The sequence below is a fragment of the Cedecea neteri NBRC 105707 = ATCC 33855 genome (assembly GCF_001571265.1).
Taxonomy (GTDB): Bacteria; Pseudomonadota; Gammaproteobacteria; order Enterobacterales; family Enterobacteriaceae; genus Cedecea; species Cedecea neteri.
The window spans coordinates 38,274-59,620 of record NZ_BCTL01000038.1 but is presented as its reverse complement, the minus strand read 5'-3'; the positions used below and the strand labels follow the sequence as shown (position 1 = coordinate 59,620).

Below are 21,347 nucleotides of genomic sequence, written 5' to 3'. Positions count from 1 at the left end.
TTATTGAAATTCTCTGCTTCAGGAGAGGGGTTGCGCGGGCGACTGGCCCCGCGCAGGAAATTTTAAGGCAGAACTTTCGCGGAAAGGATCACGATAGGTTTCGTCGGCACATTCTGATACGGGCCGACGTCATGGCTTGGTGCCTGGGAAATTTTATCGGCAACGTCCAGACCTTTTACCACTTTACCAAATACGGCGTAGCCAAAGTCACGCTGGCCGTGGTCCAGGAAGGCGTTATCGGCCACGTTGATAAAGAACTGGCTGGTGGCGCTGTCTTTGTCTGCGGTGCGCGCCATAGAAATGGTGCCGCGGGTGTTACGCAGGCCGTTGTCCGCTTCGTTCTTAATTGGCGGGTTAGGCTGCTTCTGATTCATATCTTCGGTGAAGCCGCCGCCCTGAATCATAAAGCCCGGGATCACGCGGTGGAAGGTGGTGTTGTTATAAAAACCGCTGTTAACGTAATCCACGAAGTTTTTGACCGAAACAGGCGCTTTTTGGCTATTTAACTCAAGCTCAATATTGCCAGCTGAGGTGGTCAACAGGACGTGCGGGTCACCTTTTGCAGCCAGCGCCGCAGGGGAAAGCGCAGAGAGGGCGAATACAGCTGCAACAGCCGCCAGTGTCGATTTGAGCATGAAGAATTCCTTACGAAGGCAGTGAGTGAAGCAAGTGGCTTGATTGTAAAGAGGCACCGCAGTCGACGCCAGCCATTTACTGTTATTTACTTTTACACAAATCAACGAGTTGCAGCGCCAATGCGCTGAAACAGGTTGAAATATGTGACGCACTTCATGATTCGATCAGTTTATTTCAGCAATAAATTCATAATTCATTTAAATAGATCACGCAAATGACTAAAATCTGCCCGTCCGCCGCGCTGTCAATGCGCTTTACACTTCCTTGCACAGGCTCGTTATGACTAACAGCAACCGAACCAAGCTTTTATGGATTAGCTTCTTCTCCTACGCCCTGACCGGGGCGTTGGTGATCGTCACCGGGATGGTGATGGGAAACATCGCAGAGTACTTCAATCTGCCGGTGTCCAGCATGAGTAACACGTTTACTTTCCTTAATGCCGGTATTTTGATCTCTATCTTCCTGAACGCCTGGCTGATGGAAATCGTACCGCTGAAAACCCAGCTGCGCTTTGGCTTCCTGCTGATGGTGCTGGCCGTTGCCGGCCTGATCTTCGGTCATAACCTGGCTATCTTCTCCGCCTCGATGTTCGTGCTGGGGCTGGTGAGCGGGATAACCATGTCGATTGGTACCTTCCTGATCACTCACATGTATGAAGGGCGTCAGCGCGGTTCTCGCCTGCTGTTTACCGACTCCTTCTTCAGCATGGCCGGGATGATTTTCCCGATGGTCGCCGCTATCCTGCTGGCCCGCAGCATCAACTGGTACTGGGTCTATGTCTGTATCGGTCTGGTTTACGTGGCTATCTTCCTGCTGACTCTGGGCTGTGAGTTCCCGGCGCTGGGCAAACACGCGAAGAAAGACGACCAGCCTGTAACCAAAGAAAAATGGGGCATCGGCGTGCTGTTCCTGTCCGTCGCGGCGCTGTGCTACATCCTCGGCCAGCTGGGCTTTATCTCCTGGGTACCGGAATACGCCAAAGGCCTCGGCATGAGCATCAACGATGCCGGTAAGCTGGTCAGCGACTTCTGGATGTCTTACATGTTCGGCATGTGGGCGTTCAGCTTTATCCTGCGTTTCTTCGACCTGCAGCGCATCCTGACCGTACTGGCCGGGGCGGCCACCGTGCTGATGTACCTGTTCAACCACGGCGATCCGGCTCACCTGGCGTGGTTTATTCTGGCGCTTGGTTTCTTCTCCAGCGCGATTTACACCACCATCATCACCCTGGGTTCACAGCAGACCAAAGTGTCTTCGCCGAAACTGGTTAACTTTGTCCTGACCTGCGGCACCGTGGGCACCATGCTGACCTTTATCGTTACCGGCCCAATCGTAGCTCACAGCGGCCCTCTGGCTGCTCTGCATACCGCGAATGGCCTGTACGCTGTGGTGTTCGTCATGTGCCTGGTGCTTGGTTTCGTGACCAAACACCGTCGTCACGGCGCAGAAGCTGCGGCACACTAATCGCCCTGCGATTTGCCCTCTTCCTTAACGGGGAGAGGGTTCCTTCACTTTCCCGCTATTATTACGTTTTTCGCAATAATGAATTACCGATAAGGCTTATTCCTGCCCATTATTGCCTGTGGCAACCTGTTTGCATCGTTCGGGGCCCTTCCCGTTCAGCCAATCAGGAACCGATTTATGAAACTCTACAACTTTCCTCTGTCAGGCCATGCCCACCGCGCTCGTCTGTTTCTCTCCCTGCTAGGCCTGCCACATGAGCTTGTTGAGCTGGACCTGAAGGCCGGCGCCCATAAGCAGCCGGAGTACCTGGCGCTTAACCCGTTTGGGCAGGTACCTCTGCTGGACGATGAAGGCACGCTGATCCCTGACTCCAACGCCATTCTTGTCTACCTGGCGAAAAAAAGTGGCCAACGTGCATGGCTGCCGGAAGACCCACAGGGCGCGGCAGCCGTTCAACGCTGGCTTTCCGTCGCCGCTGGTGACCTCGCCTTTGGTCCAGCCGCAGCCCGTCTGGTCACGGTTTTCGGTGCCAAATTTAATCCTGATGAGGTGATTGCCCGTGCTCACGTCTTCCTGGGACGCCTTGAACAGCATCTCGCCAACCGTAAATGGCTGGTCGGCGACCACCCAACCATCGCCGACGTCGCCATTTATAGCTACACGGCCAGCGCACCTGAAGGGAATGTAGACCTCTCCAGTTATCCAGCCGTGAATGCTTTCCTGCGCCGGATAGAAGCGTTGCCAGGGTTTGTGCCATTCGTTAAAACGGCCGCTGGCCTTAACGCCGTCGCCTAATCTCACGCATTCCTGGGAGAGTAAAATGAGCGAGAAGCCGATGAAGAAGTCCGTCTGGCATGAAGGTGAAATATTCCTTCAGGACAAGGCCGGCGTCACCGAACGGATGGCTGAAGTGGGCCAGCGAGTGATACGTGATTACATGCCAGAGCAGCATCGTGACTTCTACGCTCAGTTGCCTTTTATCGTCATCGGCAGCATCTCCCCGATTGGCGAAGCGTGGGCAACATTTCTGGAAGGAAAGCCAGGCTTCGTAACATCTCCCACACCGACCTGTCTGACGATTGCAGCGTCGTTGCCTGGGGAAGATCCGGCCACCGAAGGGATGGGGCACAACGCACCCATTGGCCTGTTGGGAATCGAGCTTCATACCCGGCGGCGTAACCGGATGAACGGTACACTGCTGCAGACGGAGGACGGCCTCCAGGTTGAAGTCGACCAAAGCTTCGGTAACTGCCCACGCTATATACAACTGCGTGAATTCACTTTTACCCGCGCGCCTGGTAGCCATGCCGGTGGTACGGTAGAGACACTTCCAGGGCTGGACGCTGAAGCGAGAGTAATGGTTCAAGCAGCGGACGCTTTTTTTGTGGCTTCCTGGGGCGAAAGGAACACTAAACGACAGGCCGATGTTTCCCATCGCGGCGGCAAACCCGGCTTCATCCGGGCCAGCGACGACGGCACGCTGACCATTCCTGACTTCAACGGTAATCTCTTTTTTGCCACGCTCGGTAATATTCTGCTTAACGGCCAGGCTGGCCTGCTGTTCGTGGACTTTAACACCGGCGACATGCTGCAAATGACCGGCGAAGCAAAAGTCATTCTGGACTCACCGGAAATCGCGGCCTTCCAGGGTGCAGAACGGCTATGGACGTTTAAAGCCCGCCGGGTTGTTCGCCGCCGCAACGCGCTGGCACTGCGCTGGAAGTCTGAGGCTGAAGGGCACTCCCCTCATTCACTGATGACCGGCAGCTGGCAGGAAGCTGCGGGCAAGATAAAAGCTGCCGAGCTGGCAACACGCTGGAGGCCGTTTCGCGTGGTAAACATTGTCGATGAGAGCAGTTCGATCCGCTCCTTCTATCTTCAGCCGGGTGACGGCGCAGGTCTGCTGCCTCATCTCGCCGGACAGCACTTGCCCATTCGCGTGAAACTTCACGGCACAGAAGCTCCTGCAATCCGTACTTACACGCTTTCATCGGCTCCGTCCGACGTCTTTTATCGAATTAGCGTCAAGCGGGAAGGAAGCGTCTCCAGCCACCTGCACAACGGCGTTTCCGTTGGCGATATTATTGACGTCCGTGCTCCGGCGGGCGGTTTCATCCTTGATGCGCATGCGCAACGCCCTGCCGTGTTGCTGGCCGGCGGCGTTGGCATTACCCCGATGCTCGCCATGCTGCGGCATATTGTCTATGAAGGGTTACGCAAACAACGTATTCGACAAACGTTTTTGTTCCAGGCATCAAGAAGGGTGGAAGATTTGCCTTTTACTCAGGAGATTGACGAGCTGGTCGCGGCAGCCAAAGGTGCCGTGCAGGTGATTCGCGTACTCAGCCAGCCGGAAAGCGCTCAGTTGGGTGTGGGGTATGATGTTCATGGCCATATCGATATGCCTTTGCTGACCAGCCGTCTGCCGTTTAACGACTACGATTTCTATCTATGCGGTCCGGCAGCGTTCACCCAATCTCTCTATGACGGACTGCGGAAATACAACATCGGCGATGGCAGAATCCATGCTGAAGCCTTTGGCCCCTCATCGCTAGTTCGCACCACAGACAACCAAACACCAAAACCTGATGCCCTTCAGCCTTCCACCAGCCCCGTACCGATTGCTTTTATGCGTTCGCTAAAAGAGGCTCGCTGGCTGCCGGATTCAGGTTCGCTTTTAGAGCTGGCCGAAGCTCGGGGATTAACCCCGGAATTCAGCTGCCGGGAGGGCCACTGCGGAACCTGCCGGACTAAACTCCTCAAAGGCTCAGTCACCTACGCGAAAACCCCCTCCGCAAGCACGGCAGATGATGAGGTCCTGATTTGCTGCGCAGTCCCGGCACAACTGCCTGCTGGCGAAGAAAACCGCATTCAGCTCGAGCTGTGATACCGGGATTGCGCCATACCCGGCTAATACCCGATACTGAAATTCCTTTCAGGCAGATGATGAGGTTGTGCATGGATCGTTGGCAGGCGATGAGAATTTTCGTCAAAGTCGCAGAAACCGAGAGTTTTGCCGCTGCGGCACGCCAGCTCCATATCAGTGCGCCAGTGGTAACGCGTGCGGTTGCTGCCCTGGAAGAGGTCATCGGGACCCGGCTGTTTATCCGCACCACTCGCACAGTTAAGCTGACCGAGCCTGGCCTGCGATATCTCAATGACTGCCGCACGATTCTCACCAGTATAGAGGAAGCCGAGGCGGCAGCGGCAGGCTCCTATGCCACGCCGTCCGGGATCCTGACGGTCACCGCTTCCGTGCTGTTCGGCCAGAAATTCGTCTTGCCGGTCATCACTGATTATCTTGATGCGTGGCCAACTATGCGCGCCAGGTCACTGTTCGTTGATCGCCAGGTGAACATCATCGAAGAAGGCATCGATGTCGCCGTACGCATTGGGCATTTGCCCGACTCAGGTCTGACGGCAACCAAAGTCGGCACCGTGCGCCGGGTCGTTTGCGCTTCCCCTGGCTACCTGGAAAAACACGGCACACCGTTGACGCCTGCGGACCTTAAAAACCATCGTATTGTTTCTTCGGCCAGTGCCTGGGCCTCACCGGAGTGGCGCTTTGCGGGTGAACAACGCGTCATGATCAATGCCGCGCTCCAGTGCAACAACAACGAGTCATCGATTGCCACCGCAAAAGCAGGTTGGGGGCTGACACGAGTCCTGGATTATCAGATAGCGCCAGCCCTGCGCGAGGGGGAATTGCAAATTATATTGAGCGAATACGAGCTCGAGCCTCTTCCAATACATGTGGTGCATACCGAAGGCCGCCACGCTTCCGCCAAAGTACGCACTTTTGTTGATCTGATTGTTGCCCGGATCCGCGCTAACCCTTTGCTGAACTGAATATCCCCACATCTCTATCCTGGTGAAAAACCAGCCAATTCCATAACTTACAAAAATACATCAAAATCAATAGCATACCTCTTAATGGGTATATAAAGGCGCATTTGATTTGCATCAATAATCACCACAGCTGAATCGTTAAGGTAGGCGGTAATAGAAAAGAAATTGAGGCAATTATGAGCAAAGTCAGAATCGCAGTTATCGGTAACGGCATGGTGGGCCATCGCTTTATCGAAGACTTACTTGATAAAGCCCCGCCGGACCAGTTCGATATCACCGTATTTTGTGAAGAGCCGCGTAAAGCCTACGATCGCGTGCACCTCTCTTCTTATTTCTCCCATCATACCGCTGAAGAACTCTCCCTCGTCCGCGATGGCTACTACGAAAAACACGGCGTAAAGGTGCTGGTTGGCGAACGCGCGATCACCATCAACCGCCAGGAAAAAGTGATCCACTCCAATACCGGCCGCACCGTTTATTACGACAAGCTGGTCATGGCTACGGGCTCTTACCCGTGGATCCCGCCCATTAAAGGTTCGGAAACCCAGGACTGTTTCGTTTACCGCACCATCGAAGACCTTAACGCCATTGAATCCTGTGCCCGCCGCAGCAAACGCGGTGCCGTCGTTGGCGGTGGCCTGTTGGGGCTGGAAGCGGCCGGGGCGCTGAAAAACCTCGGCGTGGAAACCCACGTTATCGAATTCGCGCCAATGCTGATGGCCGAACAGCTTGACCGCATGGGCGGCGAGCAGCTGCGCAGCAAAATCGAGCGCATGGGCGTGCGCGTGCACACCGGCAAAAACACCCAGGAAATCGTCCAGCAGGGCACCGAGGCCCGCAAAACCATGCGTTTTGCAGACGGCAGCGAGCTGGAAGTGGACTTCATCGTCTTCTCTACCGGTATTCGTCCTCAGGACAAGCTGGCGACCCAGTGTGGACTGGAAACGGCGCAACGCGGCGGCATCACCATCAACGATAAGTGCCAGACTTCAGACCCGGATATTTACGCCATCGGGGAGTGCGCCAGCTGGAATAACCGTGTCTTCGGCCTCGTCGCGCCGGGCTACAAAATGGCTCAGGTTACCGCAGACCACCTGCTCGGGAGCGAAAACGCCTTTGAAGGCGCGGACATGAGCGCCAAGCTGAAACTGCTCGGCGTTGACGTCGGCGGTATTGGCGATGCTCACGGCCGCACGCCAAACGCCCGCAGCTATGTTTACCTCGATGAAAGCAAAGAGGTTTACAAGCGTCTGGTGGTCAGCGAAGACAACAAAACCCTGCTCGGCGCGGTGCTTGTTGGCGACACCAGTGACTACGGCAACCTGCTGCAGCTGGTACTGAATGCGATTGAATTGCCGGAGAACCCGGACTCGCTGATCCTGCCGGCTCACGCCAGCAGCGGTAAGCCATCTATCGGCGTGGATAAGCTGCCGGAAAGCGCGCAGATCTGCTCCTGCTTTGACGTCACCAAAGGCGACCTGATCAAGGCTATCAATAAAGGCTGCCACACCGTGGCGGCGCTGAAAGCCGAAACCAAAGCCGGAACCGGCTGCGGCGGCTGTATTCCGCTGGTCACCCAGGTGCTGAACGCCGAGCTGGCCAAAGCCGGAATCGAAGTGAACAACAATCTGTGCGAACACTTTGCCTTCTCGCGCCAGGAGCTGTACCACCTGATCCGCGTGGAAGGGATCAAATCCTTCGACCAGCTGCTGCAAAAATACGGCAAAGGCTACGGCTGTGAAGTCTGCAAGCCAACCGTGGGCTCGCTGCTGGCATCCTGCTGGAACGACTACGTGCTGCAGCCTGAATTGACGCCGCTGCAGGACACCAACGATAACTTCCTCGGCAACATCCAGAAGGACGGCACCTACTCGGTGATCCCGCGCTCCGCAGGCGGCGAAATCACACCAGAAGGGCTGATGGAAGTGGGCCGCATCGCCCGAGAATATAACCTTTACACCAAAATCACCGGCTCCCAGCGCATCGGCCTGTTCGGCGCACAAAAGGACGACCTGCCGGAAATCTGGCGTCAGCTGATTGAAGCCGGGTTCGAAACCGGCCACGCCTATGCCAAAGCATTGCGTATGGCAAAAACCTGCGTCGGCAGCACCTGGTGCCGCTACGGCGTCGGCGACAGCGTGGGCTTCGGCGTCGAGCTGGAAAACCGCTACAAAGGGATTCGTACTCCGCACAAAATGAAGTTCGGTGTTTCCGGCTGTACCCGCGAATGTGCGGAAGCGCAGGGCAAAGACGTGGGCATCATCGCCACGGAGAAAGGCTGGAACCTGTATGTTTGCGGCAACGGCGGCATGAAGCCACGCCATGCGGACCTGCTGGCGGCGGACCTCGACCACGATACCATCATCAAATATCTCGACCGTTTCATGATGTTCTATATCCGCACCGCCGACAAACTCACTCGTACTTCCGTCTGGCTGGAAAACCTGGAAGGCGGCATTGATTACCTGCGTAGCGTGATTGTCGACGACAAGCTGGGCCTCAACGATCAGCTTGAAACTGAGCTTAACCGCCTGCGTGAGAAAGTGATCTGCGAGTGGACAGAAACCGTGAACACGCCACAGGCGCAGGTTCGCTTCAAACACTTTATCAACAGCCCGCAGCGCGACCCGAACGTGCAGACAGTTAGCGAGCGTGAACAACACCGCCCGGCCACGCCGTATGAGCGTATCCCGGTCACTCTGGTAGAAGTGGAGGAACACGCATGAGCCAGTGGACAACCGTTTGTCAGCTAGACGATATCCTGCCTGCAACCGGCGTTTGCGCCCTGGTGGGTTCGGCACAGGTTGCTATTTTCCGCCCGCGTAAAGACGAGCAGGTTTACGCCATCAGCAATATCGACCCGTTCTTTGAAGCAAGCGTGCTTTCCCGCGGACTGATTGCAGAACATCAGGACGAGCTGTGGGTTGCCAGCCCGCTGAAAAAACAGCACTTCCGCCTGCGGGACGGCCTGTGCATGGAAGATGAAAGCCGCTCCGTGCCGCACTATGAAGCGCGCGTGCAGGACGGGCTGGTGCAGATAAAAGCTTAATATTTTACACAACCCTCACCCCGGCCCTCTCTCTGAAGGAGAGGGAGAAAGTCACAAAGGCTTCCCCGGCGTCCCCCTCTCCTTCTGGGAGAGGGTTAGGGTGAGGGACATTTATTTTTGATTTTTATTTTTTTAACTTCATTGGGATAGCAAAAATGTTCACCGATACCATCAATAAGTGTGCGGCGAATGCCGCGCGGATTAACCGTCTCTCGCGGACGAATCCTCTGGGCTTCTGGGTGAGTTCCGCCATGGCGGGCGCCTACGTTGGCCTTAGCATCATCCTGATTTTCACCCTCGGTAATTTACTCGATCCGTCCATTCGTCCGCTGGTCATGGGCGCAACCTTCGGGATAGCCCTGACGCTAGTGATTATCGCCGGTTCCGAGCTGTTTACCGGCCACACCATGTTCCTGACCTTCGGCGTGAAAGCCGGCACCATCTCTCACGGCCAGATGTGGGCGATTCTGCCGCAAACCTGGCTTGGTAACCTGGTCGGTTCGGTGTTTGTTGCGCTGCTGTATAGCTGGGGCGGCGGTAGCCTGTTGCCGGTAGATACCAGCATTGTGCACGCCGTAGCGCTGGCAAAAACCACCGCGCCGGCGATGGTTCTGTTCTTTAAAGGGGCGCTGTGTAACTGGCTGGTTTGCCTGGCAATCTGGATGGCAATTCGTACCGAAGGGGCAGCGAAGTTCATCGCCATCTGGTGGTGCCTGCTGGCGTTTATCGCCTCCGGCTACGAGCACTCCATCGCCAACATGACGCTGTTTGCCCTGTCCTGGTTTGGTCACCACAGCGAGGCTTATACGCTGTCCGGCATCGGCCATAACCTGCTGTGGGTCACGCTGGGGAACACCCTTTCCGGCGTGGTATTCATGGGTCTGGGTTATTGGTATGCTACGCCGAAAACCGAACGTCCGCAGCCTGCCGCCGCAGGCGCACCGGAAACCGCCCGTAATTAATTGAGGATTGACCGTGGATCACCTGCCGATATTTTGTCAGTTACGTGGCCGCGCCTGCCTGCTGGTAGGCGGGGGCGACGTCGCTGAACGCAAAGCGCGTTTATTGCTGGAGGCAGGTGCGCGCATCACCGTTAACGCCCTCGAGTTCAGCCCACAGTTTAAGGTGTGGGCTGAGCAAAATATGCTGACCCTGGCCGAAGGCACGTTCTCAGAAACGCTGCTGGACGAAAGCTGGCTGGCGATTGCCGCCACCGACGATGATGAGGTCAATCAGCAGGTTAGCGATGCCGCCGAGTCTCGCCGGATCTTCTGCAACGTGGTCGATGCACCGAAACAGGCAAGCTTCATTATGCCGTCGATTATCGACCGCTCCCCGCTGATGGTCGCCGTTTCTTCCGGCGGTACCTCCCCTGTTCTGGCCCGACTGCTCCGCGAAAAACTGGAAGCCAGCCTGCCGCTGCATCTGGGTAAAATCGCCGCCTTTGCGGGCACGCTGCGTGGCCGCGTGAAGCAAACTTTTGCCACCATGGGCGAGCGTCGCCGTTTCTGGGAAAAGTTCTTCACCAATGACCGTCTGGCACAGTATCTGGCCAATGAAGACCAACTTGCCGTTGACAAAGAGACGGAATCCCTATTCTCCACCCCGCTCGATCACCGCGGCGAAGTTGTGCTGGTTGGCGCAGGCCCAGGCGATGCAGGTTTGCTGACGCTGAAAGGCCTGCAGCAAATCCAGCAGGCTGACGTGGTGGTTTACGACCGCCTGGTGTCGGATGACATCATGAACCTGGTCCGTCGCGATGCCGACCGCGTATTCGTTGGCAAACGCGCGGGCTACCACTGCGTGCCGCAGGAAGAGATTAACCAAATCCTGCTGCGTGAAGCGCAAAAGGGCAAACGCGTCGTGCGCCTGAAAGGCGGCGATCCGTTTATCTTCGGGCGCGGCGGCGAAGAGCTGGAAACTTTGTGCAACGGCGGGATCCCGTTCTCCGTCGTGCCGGGAATTACCGCTGCTTCCGGCTGTTCCGCCTATTCCGGCATTCCGCTCACGCACCGGGACTACGCGCAAAGCGTTCGCCTGGTCACCGGCCATTTGAAAACCGGCGGTGAGCTCGACTGGGCTAACCTGGCGGCAGAAAAACAGACGCTGGTGTTCTACATGGGGCTTAACCAGGCCTCTGCTATTCAGCAGCAGCTGATCGCACACGGCATGGAAGAGACGATGCCGGTGGCGCTGGTGGAAAACGGCACGGCGGTTAATCAGCGAGTCGTGGACGGGACTCTGAATCAATTAGGCGAGCTGGCCACCCAGGTCGGTAGCCCGGCATTAATTATTGTTGGGCGCGTTGTTGGCCTTCGAGACAGGCTCAACTGGTTCTCAAACCACTAAATACCAAGGGAGGCTTTCGCCTCCCTTTTACTTGTCTGCCTCTGCGCAGCTTTCCCGCAAAATTCTCAGCACGGTTTCTGCGCCGCTGCGGTTCGGGTTGATGCGAATCATCCGCTTCTCAAGAGCTGGTTCAGCCTGCCTGAACGTCCCGGATAGCCGATAAAAGAGCGGCGGGATTTCATACTTAGATTCTGCACCCACCGGATAAGGCAAAGCCCCCAACTTCTGCGCGGCGGCCAGCACCTTTTCGGCAATCGGCTGATGAAACTCGACCAGCAGGACCTTTGACTGCGCGTTGGCGATAAACGCATTTTTAACCTGAGGCACAGCCCCTTGCGACAGGAGCTCAACCAGCGCATCGTTAACCTGCGCCTGAACGGCATGCATCACCGGGGCAAAGACTAACCCGCGCAGCACCTCCATAGCCTGAAAACCCTGTACCTGGCTGCCACCGGAGTACATGCTCTGACGCACGGTCTGAACGGCCGATTTATCGCCGACCACAACGCCCACGCCAGCAGGACCAAACAGCTTAAAGCAGGAGAAGGTCGACAGCGTCGATCCGCATTCGCAGCCGATTTTATCGACCTTCATCACCGCATAGTTATCGTCCGCCAACGAAGGTAAAGCCTGCCGATTGAAACAGGCCACCACCTCAGCGAGCCGATAGGCATCATCCAATGTCTGGCGGGTATGCTGAATCAACGCTGCGGCCGGGCGATACGTGGAAATGGCAGCTTCAACTTCATTTAGCTGATTGAAATCTGCCCGAATCAGCTCCAGCCCCATCTGTTCGGCAATAACCGCCGTGGTAGGGTACAGAGGCGCCTGATGAATCAGTAGCTTATCGCCCGCCTTTAACAACGCCGCCAGCCCGCTGCGAATAGCCCCGGTGCCGGCCCCCTGCACTAGCGCGGCGGCCGGCGCAGAGAAGAAGTCGGCCAGAACCGCCTCAACCCGCTGCGTGGTTTTTGGCTGATTGAGGCCGGATACCAGGCCGACATCGCCCTGGCTGAGAAAATCAGCGCCGGGAAAATGCCGACATATAATATCCACCAGCCGAAACTGCTTTTGCTGCGCCTGAGCCAGGCTCAGGCTTTGCAACGGCGAGCTTTCCACACAACCTCCCTTAGGCCGGGATAAACAGGCCGCAGAAGAAGAGAATATTCAGCACAATGCCGGTGATCATCACCGCCACAACCGGCGCGGCCATTTTCTGCACCGGGCGACCCAGCGATTCGTTGAGGAAGTACAGCGCCGTCGCGATGGTGAAGCCGGTATACCCCGCCATCTTGATGGCGGCAAAAATAGAGCCAATCAGCAGCGCCATCTCCATCAGCATGTTCATCGCGTTACGGATATTGTCCGAGGCGTTGCGTACCGAAGGATAGCGCCCCAGCCATTTCCCGATGGAGCGAAGCAGCAGGACTTCGGCAGAAATCACCAGCGCCCCGACCACAAAAGCGAGCAGCGGGTTAGCAATCAGATAGCCTACGGCAAAAACAAAGGTGAACCCCGCCACGGCATAAACGCCGGTCGCCAGCGCCGTCGTGGCAATCATCGGCACAAAGCCAAGGCCACGCATAAACTCGGCCAGCGCGGCCTGATCTATCAGGCTCTGGGACTGGGTCGGGTCGAGGCCAATCTTGTAGGCTTTTTCCAGCGTAAAGATAGACACCTCGCTACCTGCAAAGAGCTTCATGCTGGCAACGGTGGCGATCAGGCCGCCAACGATGGCGATATAAGGCAGATTTTTAATAATTCTCGAGGTACGCTCCTCAAATACCGACTGCCCGTGAGCATCGTGCTCATGCTTATCGCGAGCGCGCAGGTCCTGAAAAATCGCAATCGCCAGTAGCATAATCATGCCGACGAAAATCTCGATGGATTCCGGGTTCAGCTGCGGGAAGAAACGCACTACCAGCACGCGGGTTAGCAGCACAACCACCGCCGCGAACAGGCTGTTCTTCCAGCCAAACTGGTAGAAAATCGCTACCAATGGGAACAGCGCAAAGGCTGATACCACCGGGGAACTCAATTCACCCAACGACCCGAGAACATCAACCGGCAGCGCGGTCAGCAGGTGGTTCACCGGCACCAGGCAAGTGAGGATCAGAATCCCCCAGACGGCGCCAAGCCCAAAGGCCAGCACGCTGTTGGCCGCCAGCACGCCGAGAATGTCGGTCGGCAAGAACAGCAGCCAGCTGTTGAGCAGCCCGGTTTTCAGGGTAAAAGAGATCCCGACCGAAGCCACAAAGCCGATGCTCAGGCCGAAGGCGATACTGCCCGCCTCGCGGCGGTTCATATTGCCTTCAATAAGCTGGGGCAGAATCGGTCGAATCCCGTCATGAAATACCGCCGCTGAGCGGTGCGCCAGTAAAGCCGTCATCCCGGTCAGCAAGGCAACAACAGCAAGGTGAAGATAGAATTCCATACGGATGCCTTTATTTTAAATGGTTAACCAGCAGCGGGATGGCATGCTCGATATGCTCCACGGAAAGCCCAAACGCCACTTTGCCTTCTGAGACCAGGCGGGCGATTTGCTCTTCTTTGGCTTTGATACCGGGCTTGGCGATGGTACAGCTGCGGTTGTAGCCGATCACCGCGATGGCGATAGACAGCGCCGCACCCGCCCCGGTATTACAGGCCCCAATGTAGTAATCAAGCTGGCCGGATTTCACCTTCAGCGCGGCGTCCATGTCGTTATAGATAAACACTTCGAAGCTGCCGGGCGCGGCGGTTTCGATGGTTTGTTTGATGAGTTCGCGCTGTAAGCCAGCGACACCGATCTTTTTCATGGAAAATCCTTACTTATAGAAGACAGAGGGGTTGTCACGTAACATCAAATCGATGTCTGGCTGGCTGAAACCGGCCTCCAGCAGCATCGGCACAAACGTGGTAAGCAAATAATCAAAACCTGGCCCGCCGTTCGCTTTTAAATGGGAGCGACGAGTAATGTCCATCGACAGCATGACGTGGTCGAGCAGGCCGCGCTCTTTGAGCGCGCTCAGCATCGCAATGCGTTTTTCGTCCGGGTAATAGCTGTTTTTGCCGATGGTATCGAACTGCACGTAGGCACCCTGATCGATCATCCGCAGGATATTGTCCAGATTGTCTTTCAGGTCACAGTGGCCGATAGTGACGCGGGAAAGATCCACGCACCATGACTTCAGCAACGCAAGCTGTTCAAGGCCCATGGTACTGAATGACGTGTGGGTAGAGATCGGCCTGCCAGTTTCATGATGCGCAATGGCCGCCGCCTGGAAAACTCGCTTTTCTACCGGGGTGATAACGTCAACGCTGGACCCTATTTCCGCGATGATCCCGGCTTTTAACGCCGTGCCGTCGATACCGATATCAATTTCATCGATCATCTCCTGCGCCAGCACTTTCACCGGCGTGGTAGCCACGTGCGGCGGGAAGAAATCATGCTGATAATAACCGGTGCAGGCCATCACGTTCATTCCGGTATGACGCATGATATCCAGCATAAACTGAGGGTTACGCCCCATATAGCGGTTGGTCATTTCTATGATATTGCGCACACCCTGCGCGTAGAGTGACTTCATTTCACCGCAAATCAGTTCGTACTGATCCAGACGGCAATCGATGTTGTCCTTGAAGCTGGAAAGATCGATATGAAGATGCTCATGGGCATAGGTATAGCCCGATGGATCGATATGCTTATGCCCCGTCATGATTCGCTCCACGCGTTGAAGAGATATTCAGCAGCGGCAAGAACGACGTTCCGTTCTGCGGCGCAACTGCCCGAAAAAAGTCACAAACCGTTGCGCCTACATCAGAAAGCGTAGCGCGTGCGCCCAGATAAGCGCCCGTTATGCCAGGCTGCCACACCAGCAAAGGGACGTTTTCACGGGTGTGCTTGCTGTGACCAATCGTCGGATCGTTCCCGTGGTCGGCCATCACCACCAGGCAGTCCCCCGCCTGCATATCCGCCATCAGCAAAGCCAGATTTTTATCTACCAGCTCAAGCCGCTCGGCGTAGCGCGCAACGTCTTCGGCATGGCCCGCCAGGTCGGTTTCCTGAATATTGGTACAAATAAACGCGCTACCGGGTTTATTCAGCTCATCCCGGGTGATATCAAGGATGCTCTGGGAGTCGACCAGATTCTGGTAGCTGATGCCGTGTGGGTTAATCGCAATGTCGGCCACTTTGCCCACCAACACGGTTTTAACCCCGACCTGATGCAGCTGCTGCGGAGCCTGAACGCTGGCATCCACGCCGTAGCCCATATGCACGACCTGGAACCCACTTTTGTATACCCCGGAACGCGGCGCATTAATGCCGATATAAAGGCCCTGTTTTTCTTCAGCGGCGTCGATCAGCTGTTCGCTACTCTCAAGCAGGCCGCCAAAGGCAATGACTCGACCCACTTTGACGCAGCGGCGCACCGCTTCGCCAATGGCGCGGACCTGCTCAAACGGTATAGCGCTGAGATTGCCGCTAATGTTAAACACCTGCCCGAGATCGGCCTCAAGATTATCGCCCACGGCCACGGCCTGGTTTACCCACAAAAACTGCAGCTCAGCGCCTTTGCGTTCAACCTGCCAGCCAGCACCAATCAGCTCACGTTCAACGTCGTCGATCACTGCTGAAAACGGCATACGTAGCGGAGTTTGTGGCCGCGTACCCAAAATTTCCTGATGGCCCATAAAGGTGTCGCCGCCTTCATGCTGCAGCGCCGCGGTACCATAGACTGCATCGACGTTCGCCTGCATAACGTTGGCAGCAAAGCCCAGCGCGTTTATCAGCCCTAGCTTCTCAAGCGTGGGTAAGCGCAGTTCAGGAAAATGCTGCAAAATGTGCCCGCAGGTATTCGCCCCGATGTCCTGCGGTCTGACCTCCGGCACATCGTCCATCGCGCCCACGCCGAAACTGTCTATCACCAGCACCAGAAACTTACTCATGTTGACCTCCCGGAATTGGATGACCAAGGCTGTCGTACAGCGCTTCGAGTACCGGGTTCCCGCTCTGGATGCCGGACACCAGCGCCACATCGCTGCGGGTAACAAAAATCTGCGTGCGGAAGCACATCACCACCGGGCTGCCAACGGGATAGCGGCCTTCCAGCGCCAGGTGATAATCAATGCTGGTGCTGTCTGGCGGCAGCAATCGTGCCTGCTCGGGCCGTGCATCACTGCTTAACACCAGCGCATTCTGCGCATGGCCACGGCGATAATACCCCCCGCCATAGCAATAGCTTTTGCCCTGAAACTGGTGAGAAACCTCCGTCAGATAGAGCATGGCTATGGCCTCCGGCTGATCGCCATGCTGGTTCGCCGGGATGGTGCCGGTTAGCGCATGGCCCGGTTCGGCATGCGTTACCCCGTGCTCAGCCAGAATCGGGAAAGTGCTGCAGCTTGAGGCCGAGGGCGCGTTGATTTGCTCGATCTCAATCCCCTGCTCGTGCAGCAAATCCCGGGCCTTAAGCAGCGTCATCAGGTTGCGGGTTGGCTGCGTCTGTTGCTGCTCTTCGTTCCAGAGCAGACAGGGAAAATGCGTCAGCCCGGCAAGCCGAATTCCCGGCATTTCACGAATTTTGTGCACCACATCATCCAGCTCTATGAGCGGAAAACCGGATTCCTGACCCGGATAAAGCCGGTCGTAGTCGGCAAACACCTTCAGCATCACCGCCTGAACGCGCCCGCTCGCCAGCGCGGCATCCGAGACTTCACGGGCTTTTTCCAGCGAGAACAAGGTGATAATTTCCGTCCCGCCGTTCACATTCTCTTCAACCAGAGCCACCGGCACCTGCACCAGATGGCCCACATGCGAAACGGGCACATTGGCTTCGCGCAGCGTGCGGGCTTCTTTAAAATCAACGGCCACGGCACCTTTAAAGCCCAGCTCAACCAGCTTGTTGGCAAGCCACGGGTTACGTCCTACTTGCTTGGTCATAAAGTAGAGCGTGATGCCGTGCTTCCGCGCAGCCGCGAGCAGTTTCCGACCATTCTCCAGAACCTGATCGACATCGATAATCCAGGTATCGGGGAGCACCGCGCCCTGCCGCCAAAGGGTTCTGGCCGCATCAATCAACGCCGGGTTCTGTGCCTTGAGTGCCTCAATAAACATGCCTTGCCTCGCGACCTGAGAAATAAACTTCTTAAATAATCATTTTTTTGAATATTTAAGTTGAGAAAAACCGCTGCAAACAAATCCGTTAGCTCTTATGAATCAGCCACAGGCTAAACAGGTTGGCGAGCAGGTACCCTTCTTCGTTCGGATGCATCTGCACGTTGAACGGCGCCAGCAATGCGTGGTGGGCCTGCTCAACTTCACCAAATACGCTGTCGGCTTTAATCTCCGCCAACAGTTCGTCATCCAACGGACCGACTTCCTCACCCCGACGGCTGCGCATCAGCGCGTTAGCCATGTGGGTGATTGCCATTGCCCCCTGGTCGTTCTGTAGCGGGATAGCCCAGTGAGTCTCCAGCTGCGTCACCACAGCTTTCATGCCATCACAAATATCCCGGTCGATGACGCCTGCCTCACACAGCAGATTGAGCCGGTCTTCCATACTGATTACCTCTGTCAATAGCTTGGTTCCTGTTCACCACTCAGCACGCTTTGCTGATGAGTCAGCAGCGCATTCTTATCCACCACCGTTCTCAGCAATTGCTGAATGGGGATATCTTCGCTGCGCGTCAGCACCACCGCTTCCGATGCAGCCAGGAAGCATTTGTCCCCGTTTAACGGGAGTGCGGTCAGCCCCAGCGCCGTCAGGTCGGCCTCGTTGCTGACGTTCCAAATCACCGCATCCACGCTGCCTTTTGCGATTCTGTGCAGGCACTCGTGGTACGACACGTCGAGCAATTCCACATCCTGCCCGGCGAAATAAACATCCGTCATGATGCGCTGATCCGCCGAACGTGGGTCAATCCCAATGCGGCGGATACTTTCCTGCTGCCCGGCGCGACAAATCAACTTGTGCTCGCCCACGTAGGTGTGCGGCCCCAGCGCCAGCGCGATAAAAAGATCCGGGTTGCTGAGGTAGCTGTCTGCTGCCAGCCTGGACACGACGGCCAGGTCATAAACGCCATTCAGCAGACATTCCACGCGAACATCCGACCCACGCATGTGGGCGTAATAAAACGGGATCCCGTCAAACTGCGCCTTCAAGCCGCTGGCAAGCCCTTCATAAAGTCGGGTGTACGGCAGCGGCATAGCACACACTACATTGCCGATATCTGCGAACGCCAATAGGGCTTTGTTATCCATACTCAACAGGTAACTACCGTTGCGGCCGCGGCGTTCAACGCTCACGGCCCCGGCCTTCTCCAGCGTCTTCAAAGCGGCCTGCGTCAGGCCAACTGAAAAGCCGCATTCACCTGCTAATTCATCTATGGTTTTCAGCCTGTTACCACATTTCTCACCCAGTAAATAACGGGCCAGGCTGGATTGGGCTACGCCCTCTTTTTTAATAAAGCTGCGGCTCATCGGTTATCTTCAATTTATTGAATGAATATATCTTCATAAAATTGAATATAGATGGCAAAGGGGAAAATGACAAAAGGAGAATGCAGTCACAAAAAAGAAATAACCCGCCAGGCGGCGGGCTATTCATAGGGAAAGATTATGGGTGAGCGACGAACCCGATCGCTTCGTACACTTTTTTCAGCGTCTCACCGGCGCGAGCACGCGCTTTTTCTGAGCCCTCTTTCATCACCTGCTGCAGGAAAGCTTCATCGTTACGGTAACGGTGATAGCGCTCCTGAAGCTCGGTCAGCATACCGGACACGGCTTCCGCCACTTCGCCCTTGAGATGGCCATACATCTTGCCTTCAAAGCTGGCTTCCAGCTCAGGAATCGCTTTGCCGGTGACGCCGGAAAGAATATCCAGCAGGTTAGACACCCCGGCCTTTTCTTTCACATCGTAACGCACAACAGGCGGCTCTTCGGAGTCGGTCACCGCGCGTTTGATCTTCTTCACCACGGATTTCGGATCTTCCAGCAGGCCGATAACGTTATTGCGGTTATCGTCAGACTTGGACATCTTCTTGGTTGGCTCCAGCAGGGACATCACGCGGGCGCCGGACTTAGGAATGAACGGCTCCGGCACTTTGAATATGTCGCCGTACAGCGCGTTAAAACGACTGGCAACGTCGCGGCTCAGCTCCAGATGTTGTTTCTGGTCTTCACCCACCGGCACCTGGTTGGTCTGGTACAGCAGAATGTCTGCCGCCATCAGCACCGGATAATCAAACAGGCCGGCGTTGATGTTTTCTTCATAGCGGGCAGATTTGTCCTTGAACTGAGTCATACGGCTCAGCTCGCCGAAATAGGTGTAGCAGTTCAGCACCCAGCCCAGCTGCGCGTGCTCCGGCACGTGGGACTGAACAAAAATGGTGCTCTTTTTCGGGTCAATGCCGCAGGCCAGGTACAGCGCCAGGGTGTCCAGCGTCGCTTTGCGCAGCGCGGTCGGGTCCTGGCGAACGGTGATCGCATGCTGGTCAACGATGCAGTAAATGCAATGGTAATCATCCTGCATGTTTACCCACTGACGCAGCGCACCCATGTAGTTACCGATAGTTAATTCGCCTGACGGCTGGGCGCCGCTAAATACGATGGGCTTACTCATGTTCTGCTTCCTGATTTGCTAAAGGTGGTAGCCCGAAAGCGGGCAATAAGTCTGCGAAACGATCGAACACCACGTCCGGGTTGCTCAGCCCAATCGCTTCGCCATAGTTATAGCCCCAGGTCAGGCCGACGCTCGGGCAGCCGGCCGCCTTTGCAGCCTGAATATCATTGCGGGAGTCGCCGACAAAAAGCAGCTCATCCGCCGCCAGCCCCAGGGTTTCCATAACTTTGTATAGCGCTTCCGGGTGCGGCTTTTTCTCTTTCACATCGTCACCGCCGATGATGGTCTGGAAATATTGGGCAATGCCCAGATCTTCCAGCAGCGGCGTGACAAAAGGCGTGGGTTTGTTGGTAACCACGGCGAGCGGCAGGCCTTTCTCTTTCAGAGCAGCAAGCGTTGCGGCCACGCCAGGGAACAGGAAGCTCCCTTCTTCAACCGTTTCCGCATAGTAGCGATCGAACAGTTTGCGCGCCATATTCAGCTGGGCGAGGTCGGGCTCTTTATCTTTCAGCGACCACTTAAGCGCCCGCTGCATCATGATATCCGCGCCGTTGCCAATCCAGGTTACAACGCGATCTTCACCTGCCACAGGCAGTTCAAGCGCATAAAGCGCCAGATCAACGGCCTGGCTCAGGCCAAGCGCCGTGTCGATGAGCGTGCCGTCGAGATCGAAGGCAACGCCTCGAATTTTTTGAAACTTATCCATGACTTACCTTAGCCAGTTCAGAACGCATGCGGTCAACCACCGCTTTATAGTCAGGCTGGCCGAAAATAGCGGAACCTGCGACGAACATATCTGCACCCGCAGCGGCGATTTCCGCAATATTGTCGGCTTTAACGCCGCCGTCCACTTCAAGGCGAATATCATAGCCGGAGGCATCAATGCGTTCGCGAACCTGGCGCAGCTTTTCCAGCGTGTGTGGAATAAACGACTGCCCGCCAAACCCAGGGTTGACGGACATCAGCAAAATCACATCCAGTTTGTCCATGACGTGATCCAGCCAGGAAAGGGAGGTCGCCGGGTTAAGTACCAGACCCGCTTTACAGCCATGCTCTTTGATAAGCTGCAGGGAGCGATCGACATGTTCAGAAGCTTCGGGATGGAAGGTAATAATGCTGGCGCCGGCAGCGGCGAAATCAGGAATGATACGGTCAACCGGCTTCACCATCAGATGGACGTCGATAGGCGCAGTAATACCGTAATCGCGCAGCGCTTTGAGCACCATCGGCCCCATTGTCAGGTTAGGGACATAGTGGTTGTCCATGACGTCAAAATGGACAACGTCACCACCTGCTGCAAGCGCTTTAGCCGTATCCTCGCCCAGTCGGGCGAAGTCGGCAGAGAGGATTGAGGGGGCAATCAAATACTGTTTCATCCGCTTCTCCAGGAGTCATTCATC

The 21,347-nt window shown here is 56.1% G+C and carries 20 protein-coding genes; 8 read left to right on the top strand and 12 right to left on the bottom strand.

Going from position 1 to position 21,347, the window contains the following annotated elements; genetic code table 11:
• Positions 1-62: 62 nt before the first annotated feature.
• Complete coding sequence (gene ppiA, locus CNE01S_RS16540; RefSeq protein WP_008457067.1) at positions 63-635, bottom strand: peptidylprolyl isomerase A; 573 nt, start codon at positions 633-635, stop codon at positions 63-65.
• Positions 636-915: 280 nt separating this feature from the next.
• On the opposite strand from ppiA, the gene tsgA reads away from it, so the two are divergent.
• From tsgA to cysG, 8 genes are all read left to right on the top strand, one after another.
• The gene (tsgA, locus tag CNE01S_RS16535) at positions 916-2,100 is read left to right on the top strand and encodes an MFS transporter TsgA (RefSeq protein ID WP_061277390.1); all 1,185 of its coding nucleotides are present in this window, start codon (positions 916-918) and stop codon (positions 2,098-2,100) included.
• Positions 2,101-2,277: 177 nt separating this feature from the next.
• Positions 2,278-2,895, top strand: a complete 618-nt coding sequence (locus tag CNE01S_RS16530; RefSeq protein ID WP_061277389.1) for a glutathione S-transferase family protein — start codon at positions 2,278-2,280, stop codon at positions 2,893-2,895.
• Positions 2,896-2,920: 25 nt separating this feature from the next.
• On the top strand, positions 2,921-4,987 hold the full coding sequence (locus CNE01S_RS16525; RefSeq protein WP_061277388.1) for a 2Fe-2S iron-sulfur cluster-binding protein: 2,067 nt from the start codon (positions 2,921-2,923) through the stop codon (positions 4,985-4,987).
• A 71-nt stretch (positions 4,988-5,058) separates the two neighbouring features.
• On the top strand, positions 5,059-5,949 hold the full coding sequence (locus CNE01S_RS16520; protein ID WP_061277387.1) for a LysR family transcriptional regulator: 891 nt from the start codon (positions 5,059-5,061) through the stop codon (positions 5,947-5,949).
• A 176-nt stretch (positions 5,950-6,125) separates the two neighbouring features.
• Positions 6,126-8,675, top strand: coding sequence for a nitrite reductase large subunit NirB (gene nirB / locus CNE01S_RS16515; protein ID WP_061277386.1), 2,550 nt, complete (start codon positions 6,126-6,128; stop codon positions 8,673-8,675).
• Entirely contained in the window at positions 8,672-8,998 is a 327-nt protein-coding gene (nirD, locus tag CNE01S_RS16510) for a nitrite reductase small subunit NirD (protein ID WP_038478132.1), read from the top strand. Before nirB ends, nirD begins: the two co-directional genes overlap by 4 nt.
• 155 nt (positions 8,999-9,153) lie before the next feature.
• On the top strand, positions 9,154-9,960 hold the full coding sequence (nirC, locus tag CNE01S_RS16505) for a nitrite transporter NirC (RefSeq protein WP_061277385.1): 807 nt from the start codon (positions 9,154-9,156) through the stop codon (positions 9,958-9,960).
• Between the two features lie 13 nt (positions 9,961-9,973).
• Complete coding sequence (gene cysG / locus CNE01S_RS16500) at positions 9,974-11,347, top strand: siroheme synthase CysG (RefSeq protein ID WP_061277384.1); 1,374 nt, start codon at positions 9,974-9,976, stop codon at positions 11,345-11,347.
• A gap of 27 nt (positions 11,348-11,374) precedes the next feature.
• Here the strand turns inward: cysG and CNE01S_RS16495 are convergent, their stop codons facing one another.
• From CNE01S_RS16495 to rpe, 11 genes are all read right to left on the bottom strand, one after another.
• A complete protein-coding gene (locus CNE01S_RS16495; RefSeq protein ID WP_061277383.1) occupies positions 11,375-12,466 on the bottom strand; it encodes an aminotransferase class V-fold PLP-dependent enzyme in 1,092 nt (363 codons plus the stop codon).
• A 10-nt stretch (positions 12,467-12,476) separates the two neighbouring features.
• Positions 12,477-13,781: a YhfT family protein gene (locus CNE01S_RS16490; RefSeq protein WP_061277382.1), complete on the bottom strand. Its 1,305-nt coding sequence runs from the start codon at positions 13,779-13,781 to the stop codon at positions 12,477-12,479.
• 10 nt (positions 13,782-13,791) lie between these two features.
• A complete protein-coding gene (locus tag CNE01S_RS16485; protein WP_038478118.1) occupies positions 13,792-14,145 on the bottom strand; it encodes a DUF2620 domain-containing protein in 354 nt (117 codons plus the stop codon).
• A gap of 9 nt (positions 14,146-14,154) precedes the next feature.
• Positions 14,155-15,045 (bottom strand): phosphotriesterase-related protein, encoded by an 891-nt coding sequence (locus CNE01S_RS16480; protein WP_061277381.1) that lies wholly within the window; start codon positions 15,043-15,045, stop codon positions 14,155-14,157.
• Positions 15,032-16,276, bottom strand: a complete 1,245-nt coding sequence (locus tag CNE01S_RS16475; protein ID WP_061277380.1) for a phosphopentomutase — start codon at positions 16,274-16,276, stop codon at positions 15,032-15,034. The genes CNE01S_RS16480 and CNE01S_RS16475 overlap by 14 nt, the downstream gene beginning before the upstream one ends.
• On the bottom strand, positions 16,269-17,441 hold the full coding sequence (locus tag CNE01S_RS16470; RefSeq protein WP_061277379.1) for a YhfX family PLP-dependent enzyme: 1,173 nt from the start codon (positions 17,439-17,441) through the stop codon (positions 16,269-16,271). The genes CNE01S_RS16475 and CNE01S_RS16470 overlap by 8 nt, the downstream gene beginning before the upstream one ends.
• Before the next feature lie 88 nt (positions 17,442-17,529).
• Positions 17,530-17,886, bottom strand: a complete 357-nt coding sequence (locus CNE01S_RS16465; RefSeq protein ID WP_061277378.1) for a hypothetical protein — start codon at positions 17,884-17,886, stop codon at positions 17,530-17,532.
• Positions 17,887-17,900: 14 nt separating this feature from the next.
• Positions 17,901-18,806, bottom strand: a complete 906-nt coding sequence (gene yhfZ / locus CNE01S_RS16460; RefSeq protein ID WP_061277377.1) for a GntR family transcriptional regulator YhfZ — start codon at positions 18,804-18,806, stop codon at positions 17,901-17,903.
• Positions 18,807-18,942: 136 nt separating this feature from the next.
• Entirely contained in the window at positions 18,943-19,947 is a 1,005-nt protein-coding gene (gene trpS / locus CNE01S_RS16455; RefSeq protein ID WP_039288414.1) for a tryptophan--tRNA ligase, read from the bottom strand.
• Complete coding sequence (locus CNE01S_RS16450; protein ID WP_061277376.1) at positions 19,940-20,653, bottom strand: phosphoglycolate phosphatase; 714 nt, start codon at positions 20,651-20,653, stop codon at positions 19,940-19,942. The genes trpS and CNE01S_RS16450 overlap by 8 nt, the downstream gene beginning before the upstream one ends.
• The gene (rpe, locus tag CNE01S_RS16445) at positions 20,646-21,323 is read right to left on the bottom strand and encodes a ribulose-phosphate 3-epimerase (protein WP_039288419.1); all 678 of its coding nucleotides are present in this window, start codon (positions 21,321-21,323) and stop codon (positions 20,646-20,648) included. The genes CNE01S_RS16450 and rpe overlap by 8 nt, the downstream gene beginning before the upstream one ends.
• Positions 21,324-21,347: the final 24 nt, after the last annotated feature.

What these genes read in the sequence shown, in the direction of transcription:
- ppiA (WP_008457067.1), bottom strand. Translation starts at nt 635, where the DNA reads ATGCTCAAATCGACACTGGCGGCTGTTGCAGCTGTATTCGCCCTCTCT.
- tsgA (WP_061277390.1), top strand. Translation starts at nt 916, where the DNA reads ATGACTAACAGCAACCGAACCAAGCTTTTATGGATTAGCTTCTTCTCC.
- CNE01S_RS16530 (WP_061277389.1), top strand. Translation starts at nt 2,278, where the DNA reads ATGAAACTCTACAACTTTCCTCTGTCAGGCCATGCCCACCGCGCTCGT.
- CNE01S_RS16525 (WP_061277388.1), top strand. Translation starts at nt 2,921, where the DNA reads ATGAGCGAGAAGCCGATGAAGAAGTCCGTCTGGCATGAAGGTGAAATA.
- CNE01S_RS16520 (WP_061277387.1), top strand. Translation starts at nt 5,059, where the DNA reads ATGGATCGTTGGCAGGCGATGAGAATTTTCGTCAAAGTCGCAGAAACC.
- nirB (WP_061277386.1), top strand. Translation starts at nt 6,126, where the DNA reads ATGAGCAAAGTCAGAATCGCAGTTATCGGTAACGGCATGGTGGGCCAT.
- nirD (WP_038478132.1), top strand. Translation starts at nt 8,672, where the DNA reads ATGAGCCAGTGGACAACCGTTTGTCAGCTAGACGATATCCTGCCTGCA.
- nirC (WP_061277385.1), top strand. Translation starts at nt 9,154, where the DNA reads ATGTTCACCGATACCATCAATAAGTGTGCGGCGAATGCCGCGCGGATT.
- CNE01S_RS16490 (WP_061277382.1), bottom strand. Translation starts at nt 13,781, where the DNA reads ATGGAATTCTATCTTCACCTTGCTGTTGTTGCCTTGCTGACCGGGATG.
- CNE01S_RS16485 (WP_038478118.1), bottom strand. Translation starts at nt 14,145, where the DNA reads ATGAAAAAGATCGGTGTCGCTGGCTTACAGCGCGAACTCATCAAACAA.
- CNE01S_RS16480 (WP_061277381.1), bottom strand. Translation starts at nt 15,045, where the DNA reads ATGACGGGGCATAAGCATATCGATCCATCGGGCTATACCTATGCCCAT.
- CNE01S_RS16475 (WP_061277380.1), bottom strand. Translation starts at nt 16,276, where the DNA reads ATGAGTAAGTTTCTGGTGCTGGTGATAGACAGTTTCGGCGTGGGCGCG.
- CNE01S_RS16470 (WP_061277379.1), bottom strand. Translation starts at nt 17,441, where the DNA reads ATGTTTATTGAGGCACTCAAGGCACAGAACCCGGCGTTGATTGATGCG.
- CNE01S_RS16465 (WP_061277378.1), bottom strand. Translation starts at nt 17,886, where the DNA reads ATGGAAGACCGGCTCAATCTGCTGTGTGAGGCAGGCGTCATCGACCGG.
- yhfZ (WP_061277377.1), bottom strand. Translation starts at nt 18,806, where the DNA reads ATGAGCCGCAGCTTTATTAAAAAAGAGGGCGTAGCCCAATCCAGCCTG.
- trpS (WP_039288414.1), bottom strand. Translation starts at nt 19,947, where the DNA reads ATGAGTAAGCCCATCGTATTTAGCGGCGCCCAGCCGTCAGGCGAATTA.
- CNE01S_RS16450 (WP_061277376.1), bottom strand. Translation starts at nt 20,653, where the DNA reads ATGGATAAGTTTCAAAAAATTCGAGGCGTTGCCTTCGATCTCGACGGC.
- rpe (WP_039288419.1), bottom strand. Translation starts at nt 21,323, where the DNA reads ATGAAACAGTATTTGATTGCCCCCTCAATCCTCTCTGCCGACTTCGCC.